Source organism: Limnohabitans sp. (assembly GCF_031538885.1).
GTDB lineage: Bacteria > Pseudomonadota > Gammaproteobacteria > Burkholderiales > Burkholderiaceae_C > Limnohabitans.
Window position 1 is genome coordinate 1 of sequence record NZ_JAVKLW010000020.1, and the last position, 15,705, is coordinate 15,705.

10 protein-coding genes are annotated in these 15,705 nt (G+C 55.1%); 4 read left to right on the plus strand and 6 right to left on the minus strand.

What is annotated here, in order from left to right:
- The 4 genes from RMS03_RS01255 to RMS03_RS01270 form a co-directional block, all read right to left on the minus strand.
- Positions 1–339: hypothetical protein (locus RMS03_RS01255; protein WP_310625311.1), on the minus strand; the 339-nt coding region annotated here is incomplete at its 3' end.
- A gap of 29 nt (positions 340–368) precedes the next feature.
- Positions 369–806, minus strand: a complete 438-nt coding sequence (locus RMS03_RS01260) for a type II toxin-antitoxin system VapC family toxin (RefSeq protein ID WP_310625312.1) — start codon at positions 804–806, stop codon at positions 369–371.
- A complete protein-coding gene (locus RMS03_RS11575) occupies positions 803–1,039 on the minus strand; it encodes an AbrB/MazE/SpoVT family DNA-binding domain-containing protein (RefSeq protein ID WP_405023480.1) in 237 nt (78 codons plus the stop codon). Before RMS03_RS11575 ends, RMS03_RS01260 begins: the two co-directional genes overlap by 4 nt.
- Positions 1,040–1,112: 73 nt before the next feature.
- On the minus strand, positions 1,113–3,122 hold the full coding sequence (locus tag RMS03_RS01270; protein WP_310625313.1) for a DNA topoisomerase IV subunit B: 2,010 nt from the start codon (positions 3,120–3,122) through the stop codon (positions 1,113–1,115).
- A 98-nt stretch (positions 3,123–3,220) separates the two neighbouring features.
- Here RMS03_RS01270 and RMS03_RS01275 point away from each other — a divergent pair, with 98 nt between their 5' ends.
- Complete coding sequence (locus tag RMS03_RS01275) at positions 3,221–4,471, plus strand: MFS transporter (protein WP_405023481.1); 1,251 nt, start codon at positions 3,221–3,223, stop codon at positions 4,469–4,471.
- 52 nt (positions 4,472–4,523) lie between these two features.
- On the opposite strand, the gene RMS03_RS01280 is transcribed toward RMS03_RS01275, so the two are convergent.
- Positions 4,524–4,724: a hypothetical protein gene (locus RMS03_RS01280; protein WP_310625319.1), complete on the minus strand. Its 201-nt coding sequence runs from the start codon at positions 4,722–4,724 to the stop codon at positions 4,524–4,526.
- On the opposite strand from RMS03_RS01280, the gene RMS03_RS01285 reads away from it, so the two are divergent.
- The 3 genes from RMS03_RS01285 (at position 4,655) to bamC (ending at position 7,285) form a co-directional block, all read left to right on the plus strand.
- Positions 4,655–5,212, plus strand: coding sequence for a class I SAM-dependent methyltransferase (locus tag RMS03_RS01285; RefSeq protein WP_310625314.1), 558 nt, complete (start codon positions 4,655–4,657; stop codon positions 5,210–5,212). The two genes, RMS03_RS01280 and RMS03_RS01285, sit on opposite strands and share 70 nt — an antisense overlap.
- A 54-nt stretch (positions 5,213–5,266) precedes the next feature.
- A complete protein-coding gene (gene dapA / locus RMS03_RS01290; protein ID WP_310625315.1) occupies positions 5,267–6,160 on the plus strand; it encodes a 4-hydroxy-tetrahydrodipicolinate synthase in 894 nt (297 codons plus the stop codon).
- Positions 6,161–6,259: 99 nt separating this feature from the next.
- Positions 6,260–7,285, plus strand: a complete 1,026-nt coding sequence (gene bamC, locus RMS03_RS01295; RefSeq protein ID WP_310625318.1) for an outer membrane protein assembly factor BamC — start codon at positions 6,260–6,262, stop codon at positions 7,283–7,285.
- 50 nt (positions 7,286–7,335) lie between these two features.
- Here bamC and RMS03_RS01300 read toward each other — a convergent pair whose 3' ends face one another.
- On the minus strand, positions 7,336–15,480 hold the full coding sequence (locus tag RMS03_RS01300) for an Ig-like domain-containing protein (RefSeq protein ID WP_310625316.1): 8,145 nt from the start codon (positions 15,478–15,480) through the stop codon (positions 7,336–7,338).
- Between the last annotated feature and the right edge of the window lie 225 nt (positions 15,481–15,705).

Sequence of the window (15,705 nt, forward strand, 5' to 3'; positions counted from 1 at the left end):
GTCACGCACCAAAATATCGGCCCGGCCGCTTTTGCCGCCATGGCCCAATTTCCACTCGGGTTCTAGCTCGATGTGTTCGGGCTTGTAGCCCTTTTCAAGCAGCCGATGGACGCACTCCAACACCACCGCGTTTTCAGCCGAGGAGAAGTTGCAGGTGTCTGCGCGATTGACCTTGAAGCCTTGGGCTTGCGGGTAATCGATGCATTGGTTGTCAAAGTCAATGCGGATGGTCGCACCGTCGTCGTCATAGGTTTTGTGCAAGACGTTTTGAGCTTTAGGCCGATCTGCCTTGAACCCCAAATGAAGGGCTAAGGCGCGAAAATTGTGTACATCGATCATGGTTACTGCTTAGTTTTAAAGCCTCAGTTTTAGGGTGTCAGCACCTTGGGAGACCAGACATGCTTGGTTGCTCGCGCGGCAAAGCCTTTGTCATCAAAAGTGGCCAAAACTTGGCAGTGGCGGCTGCTGGCGTGGTGCAAGGCATCGGCAAAGTCAAAGCCTTGGCTCAAAGCATCGCAAGCGCTTTGTAGGGCTTGACGGTCTTGCAACTGAAGATGGGGCATGGCCAACAAGTGAGAAAAAACAGTGGCCACAGTCTTGGGTGTGAGTTTGTAAAAACCGCGCAATACCCACTCCAGTTCAAGCACCACGGTGGTGGCCACAAACAAGGGCTTGCCGCTTTCCAATAAGGCACGCGCACGCGCACACTGTGCAGCGGTAGTCGTGTCGGCTTGCGCAGCCTGTACGTAATAACGCGCTAGCACGTTGGTATCCAACGCCGTCAGTCGTTCGGTTCGGCGCTTCATGGTTTGAGTAGGCGCGCCACGTCCCAATCGGCTGGCACATGCCCACCTTTGACTTTGACCATGCCAAAACCTTGCTCAGGCGCTTGCTTGGCTGACGCAGCGGGACGCATCGTGATACAAGCCGCATCGGCACTCAGGTCAAAAGCCACCGCTTGCCCAGGCATGAGGCCCAGCTGTTGGCGCAGTGATTGCGGAATGGTGACTTGGCCTTTGCTAGTCAATGTAGAAAACATATTGAAACCCCTTATCAAAAACCTCTGCCACATTGTATTACTTGGTAAGAATCAACATGAATTCAATGCAAACCTACACATCAATCTCAATCGAATCGCCATGCAGTTCCATCAGCTCACGGCGTGCGGCGGCTTCGCCTTTGCCCATGAGTTGGGTGATCAAACCTTCGGTGGCGGCAAAGTCCAGCAAGCCCAGTTGCACAGGCATGAGGCGGCGGGTGTCGGGGTTCAAGGTGGTGTCCCACAGTTGTTCGGCGCTCATTTCGCCCAAGCCTTTGAAGCGGCTGATGCTCCATTTGCCCTCCGCCACGCCGTCTTTGCGCAGCTTGTCAAGGATGGCGGTGAGCTCGCCCTCGTCCAAGGCATAGACCTTGGTGGCTGGCTTTTTGCCACGCGCCGGTGCATCCACACGGAACAGCGGCGGGCGCGCCACAAACACATGGCCTGCCTCGATGAGCTTTGGAAAGTGACGGAAGAACAAGGTGAGCAACAGCACTTGAATGTGCGAGCCGTCCACGTCCGCGTCACTCAGGATGCACACCTTGCCGTAGCGCAGGCCACTCATGTCGGGCGAATCGTTGGGCCCGTGTGGGTCCACGCCCACAGCCACCGAAATGTCGTGAATTTCGTTGTTGGCAAACAAGCGGTCGCGCTCAACTTCCCACGTGTTGAGCACCTTGCCGCGCAAGGGCAGGATGGCTTGGTTTTCTTTGTTGCGCCCCATCTTGGCGCTGCCGCCCGCAGAGTCGCCCTCGACCAAGAACACTTCGTTGTGGGCAATGTCTTTGCTTTCGCAATCGGTTAGCTTACCTGGCAAGACCGCCACGCCTGAGCCTTTGCGCTTCTCCACTTTTTGGCCCGCTTTTTGGCGCGTTTGTGCAGCCCTGATGACCAGCTCCGCCAGCTTTTTGCCGTACTCGACGTGCTGGTTGAGCCACAGCTCCATCGTGGGGCGCACATAGCTCGACACCAAGCGCACCGCATCGCGTGAATTGAGGCGCTCTTTGATTTGGCCTTGAAATTGTGGGTCCAACACCTTGGCGCTCAGCACATAGCTGGCGCGGGCAAACACGTCTTCTGGCAAGAGCTTGACGCCCTTGGGCAACAATGCATGCAGCTCAATAAAGCTCTTGACCGCATTGAATAAACCATCGCGCAAGCCGCTATCATGCGTGCCGCCCGCGCTGGTGGGGATGAGGTTGACATAGCTCTCGCGCACGGGCTGGCCGTCTTCAGTAAAGGCCACGGCCCATGCCGCGCCCTCGCCTTCGGCAAAGCTGTCGTGGTTGCTGTCGGCAAAGCCCTCGCCTTCAAACAAGGGAATGACGGGGTCGCCGTGCAGGGTCTGCATGAGGTAGTCACGCAGACCGCCTTTGTAGAGCCAGTGTTGGGTGTCTTTGGTTTTTTCGTTCACCAGCGTCACGCTCACGCCAGGCATGAGCACAGCTTTGCTGCGCAGCAAGTGCACCAGCTCGTTCATTGGCAAGGCCGAGGATTCAAAGTATTTGGCATCGGGCCACACGCGCACGGTGGTGCCTTGTTTGCGGTCACGGGGGCCCTCCCCCGTGACGTTGCGCTCGCCTGCTTCTTGTTTACGGATGGTGAGTTTCTCCACCACGTCGCCACCTGAGAACACCAATCGCGCCACTTGGCCTTCGCGGTATGAGGTGGCCTCCATGCGTTTGGCCAGCGCGTTGGTCACGCTCACGCCCACGCCATGCAAACCGCCCGAGAAGCTGTAAGCGCCGCCCGAGCCTTTGTCGAACTTGCCACCCGCATGCAAGCGGGTGAACACCAGTTCAATGACCGGGGCTTTTTCTTCGGGGTGCATGCCAAACGGAATGCCACGGCCATCGTCTTCGATGCTGACCGAGCCATCGCTGTGCAGCGTGACGCCAATCTTCTTGCCGTGCCCGGCCAAGGCTTCGTCGGCCGCGTTGTCCAACACTTCTTGCATGATGTGCAGCGGGTTGTCAGTGCGGGTGTACATGCCCGGGCGCTGCTTGACGGGTTCGAGGCCTTTGAGGACGCGAATCGAGCCTTCCGAGTACTGGGGCGGTGTGGTGGGTTGCTTGGTTGCCATGGGGCAGGATTGTAGACAGATTCAAACAAACAACTGGATGGAACCACAGCCTCCATTTGATCCGTGCTTGCCACCCGCTCAAACCCTGGTGACAACCGATGCTTGGCACATTGGGTAAAGTCCTGGGTATGCATCAACACCACAAAACACTGCCTCTGTGGCAGGTGCTGGCCTGCGGGGCCGCTATCGTCACCTTGTCCATGGGCGTTCGTCACGGCTTTGGCCTGTGGCTGCAGCCCATCACCCAAGCGCAAGACTGGACCCGCGAGAACTTCGCCATGGCCATTGCGATCCAAAACCTGACCTGGGGTTTTGCCGGCATCTTCTCAGGCATGTTGGCGGACCGCTTTGGTGCGTTTCGCGTGATCGTGACTTGTGCCGTGTTGTACGCCTTAGGTTTGGTGGGTATGGCTTATTCGTCCACACCAGCCCTGTTCACGGCCACAGCGGGGGTATTGATTGGCATTGCCCAAGCGGGCACGACCTACGCCGTGATTTACGGCGTCATTGGCCGCAACGTGAGCGCGGCCAAGCGTTCGTGGGCTATGGGTGTGGCCGCTGCGGCGGGCTCGTTCGGGCAATTTTTGATGGTACCGACCGAGGGTTACCTGATTAGCACCTTCGGCTGGCAAGAGGCCTTGGTGTGGTTGGCTTTGTCGGTGATGCTGGTCATTCCCCTCGCCTATGGTTTGCGTGAACCTGGGTTTGGTGGTGGCACAGCACCACATCGTGAACAGTCCATCCTGTACGCGCTGCGCGAAGCCATGGCCTATCGCAGCTTTCAGTTGCTGATGGCGGGCTACTTTGTCTGCGGCTTTCAAGTGGTCTTTATCGGCGTCCACATGCCCAGCTACTTGAAAGACCACGGTTTGTCGCCCGAAGTGGCCAGCATTGCCTTGGCGTTGATTGGTTTGTTCAATGTATTTGGTACCTACATCGCAGGCAGCTTGGGTCAGCGCATGGCTAAGCGCAAAATTTTGTCGTTCATTTATTTTTCGCGCTCAGTCGCCATCGTGTTGTTTTTGCTCGCCCCGCTCACGCCGATGAGCGTGTACATCTTCTCGGGCGTGATGGGTTTGCTGTGGCTCTCCACCGTGCCCCCTACCAATGCGGTGGTGGCGCAAATTTTTGGCGTGGCGCATTTGTCGATGCTGGGCGGGTTTGTGTTCTTCAGCCACCAAATTGGCAGCTTCATGGGTGTGTGGTTGGGCGGCTACTTGTACGACAAAACGGGCAGCTATGACATCGTTTGGTACATCTCCATTGCACTGGGCGTGTTTGCGGCGTTGGTGAACTTGCCTGTGAAAGAAAACGCGATTGCGCGTGCGCCCAAGGCTGTAGCAGCCTAAGTTTCAGGCGCCCTGTTTTTATGCTCTCAACAAACCGACTTCCCCTGTCGCGTTATTTACGCCCAGCCTGCATTGGCTTGGTGTATTTGGGCGTGGTGAGCGTGCTGTTGGCCGTCATGTCTTTGTATTTAAAACCTACTTTTTTACTCACACTGGCCAACCAAGTTTGGGGATGTTTCTGAAATGCCGGCACAGCTTCACGGGCAAGAACCCACCAGTGCTTGGGTGGCACGTTGGTCACACCTTTTGTCACGGGGCTGTACCGTGCTGGACTTGGCCTGTGGCCATGGTCGCCACATGCGCCACTTCGCGGCGCTGGGTCACCCCGTGATGGGCGTAGACCGCAACCCGCAAGCGATTGCCGCCGTTGCCCATTTGGGTGAGGCGGTGTGCGCCGATATTGAGAATGGTCCTTGGCCGCTGCTTGGCCGTCGCTTTGGCGGCATGGTCGTCACCCACTACCTCTGGCGCCCGTTGTGGCCCTGCATTTTGGACAGTCTTGCACCCGACGGTGTGCTGATGTATGAGACCTTTTCAGCAGGCAACGAAAGCGTGGGCAAGCCCTCGCGTCCTGATTTTTTATTGCGCCATGCCGAGCTGCTGAGCGTTTGTCAACACTTGCGCATCGTGGCATTTGAGGAAGGTTTCCTCGAGCAACCCGAACGCTTTGTGCAGCGCATCGTTGCCGTTCGTGAGCCAAGCGAAGCACGAACCGCTGTGCGTTACCGACTCTCTGACTGAAAACGTCACTGGCACTCGCTAGAATGAATGTTTTTCCTTGACCAACCAACGGACATGACCCCCATCAACGGCAGCATCGTGGCTTTGACCACCCCCATGCACACAGACGGCAGCGTTGACTACCCGGCCCTGCGCAAACTCATCGACTGGCACATCGCCGAAGGTACCGATTGCATCGGTGTTGTCGGCACGACCGGCGAATCACCCACGGTCAATGTGCAAGAGCACTGCGAAATCATTCGCGTCTCGGTCGAGCAAGCGGCCCAACACACCGAGCGCCATGTGCCCATCATGGCGGGTTGCGGTGCCAACTCAACCGCCGAAGCGATTGAGCTAGCCAAGTTCGCCAAAAAAGTTGGCGCCTATTGCCAGCTGCAAGTCGTTCCCTACTACAACAAGCCTACGCAAGAAGGTCAGTACCTGCACTTCAAAGCCATTGCTGAAGCAGTGGACTTGCCCGTGGTCTTGTACAACGTGCCTGGCCGCTCCGTCGTCGATATGGCGCACGATACCGTGCTGCGCTTGACCCAAGTGCCGGGCATCGTGGGCATCAAAGAAGCCACGGGCAACATCGAACGCGCCCAATGGTTGATCCGTGATGTGCCAAAAGGCTTTGCGGTGTACTCGGGAGATGACCCCACCGCCGTGGCTTTGATGCTGTGCGGTGGCCAAGGCAATATCAGCGTGACTGCCAACGTGGCACCTCGTTTGATGCATGAGCTTTGCATGGCCGCGATGGCCGGTGATGTCAAACGCGCGATGGAAATTCAATTCAAATTGATGCCTGTTCACAAACACTTGTTTGTGGAAGCCAACCCGATTTCCGTAAAGTGGGCCATGCACCGCATGGGCCTCGCCGGCCCCACTTTGCGCTTGCCCATGACCGAACTCACCCCTGCCAACGAGCCCGTGGTGGAAAGCGCGTTGCGCGCTGCCGGTTTGATCTGATTGTTTAAAAAGGCCTTGGCTGTGAAAATTTCTTTTGTCTCCAATCGCACGGCTGTTGTGCTGACCACCTTGTTGTTACTCAGCGGCTGTAGTTCCATCATGGACAGCGACAAGGTCAACTACAAAACAGAAGGTGGTACCAAAGTCGTGCCGCTGGACATTCCACCAGACCTGACTCAACTGACCCGCGACACACGCTATGCAGTACCTGGTGGACCTGTCAGCGCCAGCAACATGGGCGTTCGCACAGCAGTACCAACGACGGCAACAGCCGCCAAACAAGTGAACGATGTGCGTATCGAGCGTGATGGCAAACAACGCTGGCTGGTGGTGGACCGCTCTGCCGATGTGGTGTGGCCCCTCGTGCAAGCGTTCTGGAAAGACAACGGCTTCGAATACGTGGTGGAACAGCAGCAACTTGGTTTACTCGAAACCGAGTGGGCTGAAAACCGAGCCAAAATTCCACAAGACTTCCTCCGCCGCACACTGGGCAAGGTGCTCGATGGTTTGTACTCATCGGGCGAACGTGACAAGTTCCGAACACGCATCGAGCGCAACAACACAGGTGGCGTTGACATCTTCGTGACCCATCGTGGCATGAGCGAGGAATACAAAGACCAAACCAAAACCAGCACCATCTGGACACCGCGCCCCAGCGACCCCGAGTTAGAAGCCGAGTTCTTGAGCCGGTTGATGGTGAAGTTAGGCGTCTCTGCGCAAACAGCAACGGTGGCCGCATCGCCGACAGAGCTTGTGCCCCCCAAAACAAACTTGGTTACCAAAGGAGAGGCCACGCTACTGAGCATCCCCGATTCATTTGATGTGGCATGGCGACGCGTGGGCTTGAGTCTGGACCGCACAGGCTTCACCGTGGAAGACCGTGACCGTGCGCAAGGCGTGTACTTCGTGCGCTATGTGGACAGCGCCAGCAAAGAAGAAAAAGGCTTCTTCAGCAAGATGTTCAGCAACTCAACGCCTGACACAGGCCCCGTCAAATACCGCATCGCTGTGCGTCAGATAGATGGCAAGACCTCTGAAGTCACGGTGCAAAACACGGCGGGCGCGACAGAGAACACACCCATCACCCAACGCATCTTGAAGCTGCTGGCAGACGACCTGCGCTGATAAAAGCTGGGACAGCGGCCACCTGTTTTTGGACAGGTGGCTTGCTGGGGTTACAAAATAATTTGGTGGTTGGTCTGCACCAGTGTTGCGAGCAAATCAGCGTAAGTGCCTGAGGGGGTGACACCCAGCAAGTCCACCTTCAAGCTTGGGGTTGAACTGGTACTTGCATCGCCACCTTGAAAGACTTGCAACTCTGCGTAATGTGCGCCACCACCTGTAGGGGTGATTTCAACCAGCTTGAGGTAGCTGGCGTAGGTGATGGTCGTGGCACCACTTGGCAGTAGCGCCGAGAGGTCGATGGTTCCTGCATCAGACGTTGACCCAGGTAGTCCAAGGGTGAAGTCTTGAATGCTATCCGTCACCCCCGTGGAAGCGTGGTACTTGAATACGTCTGCACCGCCATTGCCAGACAATAAAAATCCCGTGTTGTAGAGGTCAAAAGTGTCTGCGCTAGGTGTTCCATTGATGCTATTGACATAGATGGTATTAGAGGCTGGGGTGACGGTGGCGACCGCACCTGTGCTCGCCGCAATCGCATTGCCCACCGCATCCACTAGAGTGGCGCCATTCAAATGCAGCGCGGCAGAATCTACCGCCCCTACACTGCCATCCGTGTCGTATTCACCATAGCCTACCGTGTGGACAAACCGCAGCTTGGTCGAGGTGCTGATGCTTGCGTCATAAATTGCTTTCAATCGCGCACCACCAATGTTCAGCAAATAGTAAGGCGTACCGCCCGTGACCGTCACGGGCTCGTCCATCGTCACATCCACAATGATTTTTCGACCTGCAGATAATCCACCCATCAAGCTTGTAGAGACTCCTGTCGTTCCATTGCTTGCATACGACCCCATACTCACCCCACTCACAACAGGCGGCTGTGTATCAAACAGATTGCTGACAGATGTTGCCGCGGTGTTCTCGTTGCCTGCGGCATCGGTGAGGACGCCAGCATTCACCGACACGGTCAACGTGCCCGTGACCCCGCTAGGTGGGGTGATGGTGAGGCTGTAGCTGTGTGGAGCACTGGGCGAAGAAATATCCGTCAGCGTCAGACTGCTTGTTGGCAATGACGTAGACATACCACCGCTTGCAGGAACATAGCTCGCCACCACATCACCCGCCGTCCAAGCCCCTGCGGCAGGGGCTTCTGACAAGTTAAAGGTGTAGGTGATAGCGCTGTTGGTTTTGCTGCCACTGGCTAGGCTGGATGCGATGGAAACCGAAGGCGAATGGGTGTCTATCTGCAAGCTGCTGTTCGTCACAACAGGTACATCCACCGTCATAGCTTGTCCACCGTCTGCACCCGCAATGGCGCGTGAACCCAATGCCACTTGTGTGCCACTGCTCAACGACACCTGCGTGGTGTCGTCCCCAGCCTGTACAGCGTAGTCAAAGACGAGTGTCGCTCCTGAGCTAAGACTTGAATTGAATGCCGCGCGAACAGGTGTGTTGCCAGTGGCAAGTTGAATGGGCACATAGGCCTCGGCCGTGGCATCCGTCCCCGCGTACACAGCTTGGTCTAGCGTCAACGTGACGCGCAAGATGTCGCTGGTCTTGAGCGCCGTGACAACCGTACTGCTACGCAAGCCTTGCAGTGTGGCCGAGGTGATATTGGGTACAGGGGTGATGTCCAAGGTGGCTGTGTAGTCGCTGCTGTAGTCCCCACCAGTCGCGCCCTGCCCGTCTGACACTTTGAATTGAAAGCTCGGGGATGCAGTGATGTGGTTCACGCCTAGGCTGGGCACATAACGCAAGTCACCATTTTGAACTTCCGCCTGTGTCAGCACATTGTTCGTGCTGTCCGCACTGGCAATCACGTCCCCCCACACCCCAACAACCCGACGCTGCAATGTGCCCGCACCACTGCTCCCACTACCCCCCCCTGCGCTGACGCTTGGCAAACTGGTGACCTTGACGCGATCCCATGTGCCGGCTCCATCCACATCGTTGTACGTACCGAAATCGGCAACCGTCAATACACGTGCAGAAGCGCTTTCTAAGATGCCACCTAGCGCAGGTAAAGCAGTGATGGTGGGCGCATCGTTGACAGGCGTGACATTGACTTGCTGCGTCACCGTGTTGCTGTCAAGGCTGCCATCGTTGATGGTGAACGTCAGGGTACGGTTTCCACCCGTGGGCTTCTGACTGGTGTTGGTAAAGGTGACCGCCTGTAGTGCGGCTTGCCACTGTGCCAGCGTCGCAGCGTTGCCGCTGGAGGTCAGCTCCAGTGCGCCTGTGCCACTCGCCCATGTGGCGGAGATGTTGCCAATAGCGGCGTCCAAGCCAGTAGGCAGGGCCAGTATGTCTGCGCCAGACTGGTAGTTGTCACTGATGTGGATGGTGGCTTTAGACAGGGTCAGGTTATCCGCGTCGTTGACGGTCATGTTAGCGGCAGCAGTCAGTGCGCTATCGCCTTCTGTGAATTGAAGCGCATTGCTTGCAGTGCCAGCAAGCGCAGGAGCGTCGTTGACGGTGGTGATTTGAATTTGGCGTGTCTGCATGCTGGTCGCATGAGCGCTTGCACCATCATCCACAGTAACGATCACATTTCGCTTGACCAACGTGTTGGGGTTGTGACTGCTGTCTTGATAGCTCACAGCGCGCAAGGCCGCTTGCCATTGGCTCATGGTGGCCGCGCCTCCCGTTGAACTCAAGGTCAAGATGGACTTGTCACTGCCAGAGGCTTGTTGTGTTGCCTGAATATTCCCCGTGCTATTGCTGACAGAAAAAATCAGCCTCTCAAGGTCTGGGTCCTGCACATTGTCAATCGTCACGGTCGCGCTATGCAGTGTGGTGCTGTCTATGTCACTCACAGACAAGCCGTTATCAATGGGCACAGGTGCGCCGCGCTCGGTATAACTCAATAGACCGCTGCTCAATCCCAACTCAGGTGGCGTGTTGACATCGGTGACGTTGATTGTCACGGCTTGAACAACGCTGTCGCTCGAACCATCGTTGATGACGTAAGTCAACACACGCGATGTCTGACCAGGTGTTGTGCTGGTGTTGTTGTACTTCACAGCATCCAAAGCAGCTTGCCACTCAGCAGGGGTGGCCGAACCACCGGGGGAACGCAAAATCAGTGTGCCCGTGGCACTTTGCCAGTCTGCCTGGATGTTGCCCATCGTATTGGGGTCAACTGTCAAATTCAGCTTATCGCCATCAGCCTGATAGCCTGAGATGAACGTGATGCTGGCCTTGACTAGGCCTGCACTGTCCGCATCGGTGGCGTGCCAAGCGGTGCTGATCGGCTGCAAACCATCTCCCTCCGTCCATGACATGGTCATGCCATTGGTCGTGTCGTTAGGGCTGAGAACAGGTGGATCGTTGAACGCACGCAAGCTGGTAGACAGGGTTGGCAAGCTTGTCGTTAACTCATTGCCAGCAAGGTCCGTCGCACGCCAGGTTTTGAATGCCATTGTCGCGTTCGACAAATCTAGTTGCCCTGCATCACTGGCAGCAACTTGGTACTCAAACACCAAGTCGTTATCTGACGATTTGCTGTAGACATAAACAAACTTCACGCTTGCAAGACCTAGGCGTGCTGTAATTTCTGGCGTTCCCAAACTGCGTTGCAGCGACTCGGTCGGTCTCAAGTGCAATTGGAACACCCCTCCTGTATCAATCACAGCCGTATCAGCCGCAGGGATGAGTGCATCTTTCATAAACCCTTGCAGCGTCATCGATTGAATGCTCGGTGGCGTCGTGTCAACCACCCAAGCATTAGAGGCAGCGTTAGGCAGTGCCGTGAGCAATGTCTGCCCACCGTCACCGCCCATGATTTGCCGCGAACCCAGATCGAGCGTCGTCCCGTTTGACCACGTGACATGCCCACCATCACTGTCTGCCACCGTGTAGTCGAACACCAAGCGCCCCGTAGAAGCAGACAGCGTTGGATTGAGTTTTGCAGAGACTCTGCCACTGTCAAGTTGCAAACGAAGGCTGGCCTCGGTGCTGCTAGTTCCACTGAGATCAACAGCTTGGTCCGTCGTCAAAGTGACGCGAATCACATCGCCTGCCTTGAGGTTTGAGTTGGTGACTGCACCTCCTGAACGCAGCCCATCAATGTTCGCACTGAGGATGTTGGGAACAGGTGTGACATCAAAAGTGACTGTGCAGGGATTGCTAGAGGCACCTTGGTCATCCATCGTTTCAATGCCAAAGCTTGGTTTGGCTAATGCAAGATGGTTGTCTCTTGCTGCGGGGACGTAGCGTAGCTTGCTGCCTTGGATATCAGCGTATGCAAATACATCACCACCACTCAAGGGGCTCCATGTGTTGTCGCTGTTTTGATGTTCTAGCTGACCTTTGGTTGGCAGAGTGGCAATCTTCAACTGTGTCCACAAAGAGGGGCCGTCGACATCGCTGTAAGAACCAAAGTCACCTACACGCAGCACATAGCTTGTGTTCTCCAAAAAGTTGCCAATCGTGACACTGCTGGCCATGACAGGCGGGTCATTGACAGGATGCACCGCAATGGTTGATGTGACTGTCGCGCTACCGCCTGCGCCATCGTTTACCGTGAGCGTCAAGACCCTGTCATCTGCTGTTGGCGAATCACTGGTGTTGACATAGGTGATGGTTCGTAAAGCGCTCTGCCACTGGGCCACTGTGGCGGTATTCGCTGTTAAACGAAGTGTGCCATTCGTGTTTGAAACCACCGTGATGTCGCCAATCTCAGCGCCAGCAGACCAATTCAAGGCGTCCGCCCCATCTTGATAACCATTGGTAATTTTTATGACAGCACTTGCCAATGTGGTGCTATCGAGGTCAGTGACTAAGGGCCCGCTGAAACCAAGTTTCGGTGAATCATTTTCGATATACGACAGCGCAGAAGCAGAAGCATCAAGCGTTACAACAGGGGCCTCATTGACGGCGCTGATGTGAATGGCGCGCGTTTTTTGCGTTGTGGCGTTGTTATTGGCACCGTCATCGACGGTGATTTGAATGACGCGGTCTGTGGTGCTGTCGTCTGATGTCGTGGAAGTGTGGCTCGTGTTGGTGTACACCACCGCCCGCAAGGCTGCTTGCCATTGGGCAAGTGAGTCCAAGGAGCTAGAGGATGTCAACGTCAATGCATTTCCGGTCACTGTGGCTTGAATGTCACCCGTATTTGTGTCGTCCGAGGCAGCACTGGGTGTGAACGACAACGACTCCGCGCCAGCATCCAAAACGTTGGCGATTTGAAACGTGACAGTTTTCAGCGTCAAACCGTCGCTGTCTCTCACACTGAGGCCACTGTCAATGCTGACGCGGCTGCGCTCGGTGTACATCAAGGCAGAAGAAGCAAGCGTGAGCACGGGCGCTTGATTGACATCTGTGACAGCCATCTGCACCGCTGCTACAGCACTGTCGCTCACGCCGTCATTGATGGTGTAGCTCAATGTCCGTGTGCTGCCTGGCGTACTGCTGCTGTTGCTAAAAGTAATGGCATGAAGTGCAGCCTCCCAGTGCGCAGCGTTCGCACTGCCATTGGCTGAGCTGAGTTGTAAAACACCGTTCCCAAAATCTCCCTTGATGTTGCCTATGCCAGCGGTACCTGCGGCAAGGGTTAGTTCATCTTTGGGCTGCCCCCCTGCCGTGATTTCGACTTTGGCGGATACAAAGCCTGTGCTGTCTACATCTTGAATCTTGATGGTTCCAGTTGTGATGGTTTGCGGGCCACTCCCCTCTCGCCACTGCCAGCTTGCTTCGCTCCAAGTCAGTTGGGGGCGGTCATTTACAACACGCACAAGCTCTGTAGCGCCATCAGGTAACTGAACATTCAATAAATTGCCAGCTGCATCTTTGAATGTCAGCCCGTTGAGCGACATCTGTGCGCCAGATAAATTGACCACGCCCGCATCATTGTCAACAACGGTGTGTTTAAACACCAGCGTTTTATCCTTTGATTGCCCAGCATCGAGTATGAAAGTGCGAGCCTTCCCGCCGATGGATACGAGCAACTCAGGCGAACCACTGCCCGCTTGCACCAGTGGCTCGCTCACCGTGAGTGTGATGGACAACGTGCCACCCGTGTCGATCGGGTCTGTCGTAGCAAGGGAACCGCTAGCCATCCACCCCTGCACCTTCACCGCTGCGGTGGTGGGGGGCTGTGTATCGACGGTAAGAGGCGGAGATGCGTTGCCAGAAGGGCTCAATGTCATGTTTCCCGCATCATGGAATTGACTTTGATCTATAGAGACGGTGACATTTTGTGATGACTTACCCGCAGGTGGTGAGTAACGCGCTGTCCAAATTGTGGCGTCATCCGTTGGACTGGGTATCAATGTTGTGCCATCTGAAGCAGTAACCCAGTTCGAGGGAAACGCATAAATGGCTTTGTTGAAATGGAAGGTCAGCAATGTCGATGCACCCTCGGCAAGCAGTGTGTTGCTCGCAGTCACAGTGACGGTGGGCGATCGGGTATCAAAACTTTGGGAAGTCGCTGCAAATGACTGCGTGTTCCCATTACCCACCAAATCCTGAAACATATGCTCTGCGACAGAGACAGCCATTGCACCTTGGTTGTTCGAGGGCGGCGTGACCAAGATCGTGTAGTGTGTCGCGTCCAATCGTTTGAATGTGTGACTTTGTTTGGAGCCATTGCTCACATTCACATCCGTCGCTGAAAAGCTATCTCCGACATCTTTATTAAAGGCGAAGGTGTAGAGCACATTGCCCGCAGCTGTTTGGTCAACTTGGTTGCTTTGAATCGTGACCGTCGGAGGGTTGGTGTCCACCGTTAAGTTAGCGTTATTGCTCAAGGTAGTACTCAAGGTATTGCCCGCCAAGTCTAGGACGGTCTCTTTCAAGCGAACTGTCAGCGCGTCCACACTACTCTTCGGGGTGTAAGTCACCTGCCATGCGCTATGGTCTGCATTGGTCGGCGCTAAAAAATTCAACGTATCCGCAGGCAAATCAATGTCGCTCAACTTTAGGTTCTGTACAGGTTCGCTGAACTGGAAGAACAGCGTAGCGGCATCACCCGCCCCCAAGCTACTTTTATTACTGGTAATGCTTGTCACGGTGGGGGCCAAGCTGTCATACGCTTGTCGCGATGAGCTCACTGTTCCAACACGTGCATTGCCAAAGAGGTCTGTCACCCCATTGGTGTTGACACTGCCCTGCACCTCTCCAGCTTGCACACCATCTGTCAAGTGGACTTGCAAGGTGTAGCGACTGGCATCTTTTTTTGTAAATGTGCCTCTCGTAGCACCTGTCACATTAATATTGTCAATCAACAAATAGGTAGGCTCATTGAAATTGAACTGATACGTCAAATCGCCCGCACGCGCTATAGCCCCCACAGAATCAGCGTTGGTGATGGTGAGCACAGGGGCCGCTGTGTCAAAAGGCTGAATCGTTGAAATTTGCGGTTGTTTGAGCGTAAAAGCACCCGAGATGTCTTGAATCTTGCCAGGCGTTACCTCAACCGTCAGCTCACCCGCATTCGTTTGGGCAGTTGGTGTGACGAGCAGTGTGTAAGTCGTGTCACTCAGTCGCACCAAGTTTTTCAGAGTTGAGGTTCCTCCTGTGACTTTGATGTCATCCCAACTCAACCCTTGGATGTCCAAAGAGTAGTTGAATTGAATGGTGTACAGCACCTCTCCTGTCGCGGTCACACCAGCGGCCTTGTTGCTTGTGATTTTTGCGCTCAGCGCTGGCGGTGCGCTGGCCAGCGATGCGCTTGAAGAGTTCATACCTATCGCAAGAACTGCAAGCCCCGATGAAGTCGTCCACCCACTGTTGAGCACAGCAGACCAATCGATGGCGTGGATATCGGCCAAGGCGCCGTGCCACACCATGGCTTGATTGGCAACGATATCTGGTGGTGTACCGTCAAAGTTTGAAGGCCACTCTGACGAAGACATGCTGGGAACAATCTGATGCGTAGGACTAGACGCATTGCTTGGAGCAACCTCTGTTGGCGAGATATCAGTCTGAATGTCAAAGCGGCATGTATCGTCACACTGGGAAGGGTCGTAAAAGCCCGTGAACTCCACGGTGGCTACGCCATCGACACGTGCTATTAAATCTAAGCTTTTTCGATAGACCACCATCCTGGCCGGTGCTTTTCCAGTGCTTGCATCAATGATTTCTTGTGCATAACCAGAAACAGGTCGATAGGCCAATTTCTTGGCTTGGGTGATATCAACCTCTTGTAGAACTCGAGATGAATTGAATTCTTTAATTCGAATAAATATCTTCATTTTTACGCAGATAGTTTTACTAATTATGCGTTTTTAAAAAGGGCGGATTCAAGGACGAAGTGCAACACGCTTTAACGAGGCATGAAATACCTCGTGAGGTGTCTTGAATCCTAGTCGCTTTCTGGGGCGGTGATTCAATCGGTTTTCAATCATAGTCAATTCCTCATCCGTCACGGTTTCCATGCGGCGCTTCTTTGGGATGTATTGGCGCAGTAGGCCGTTGAA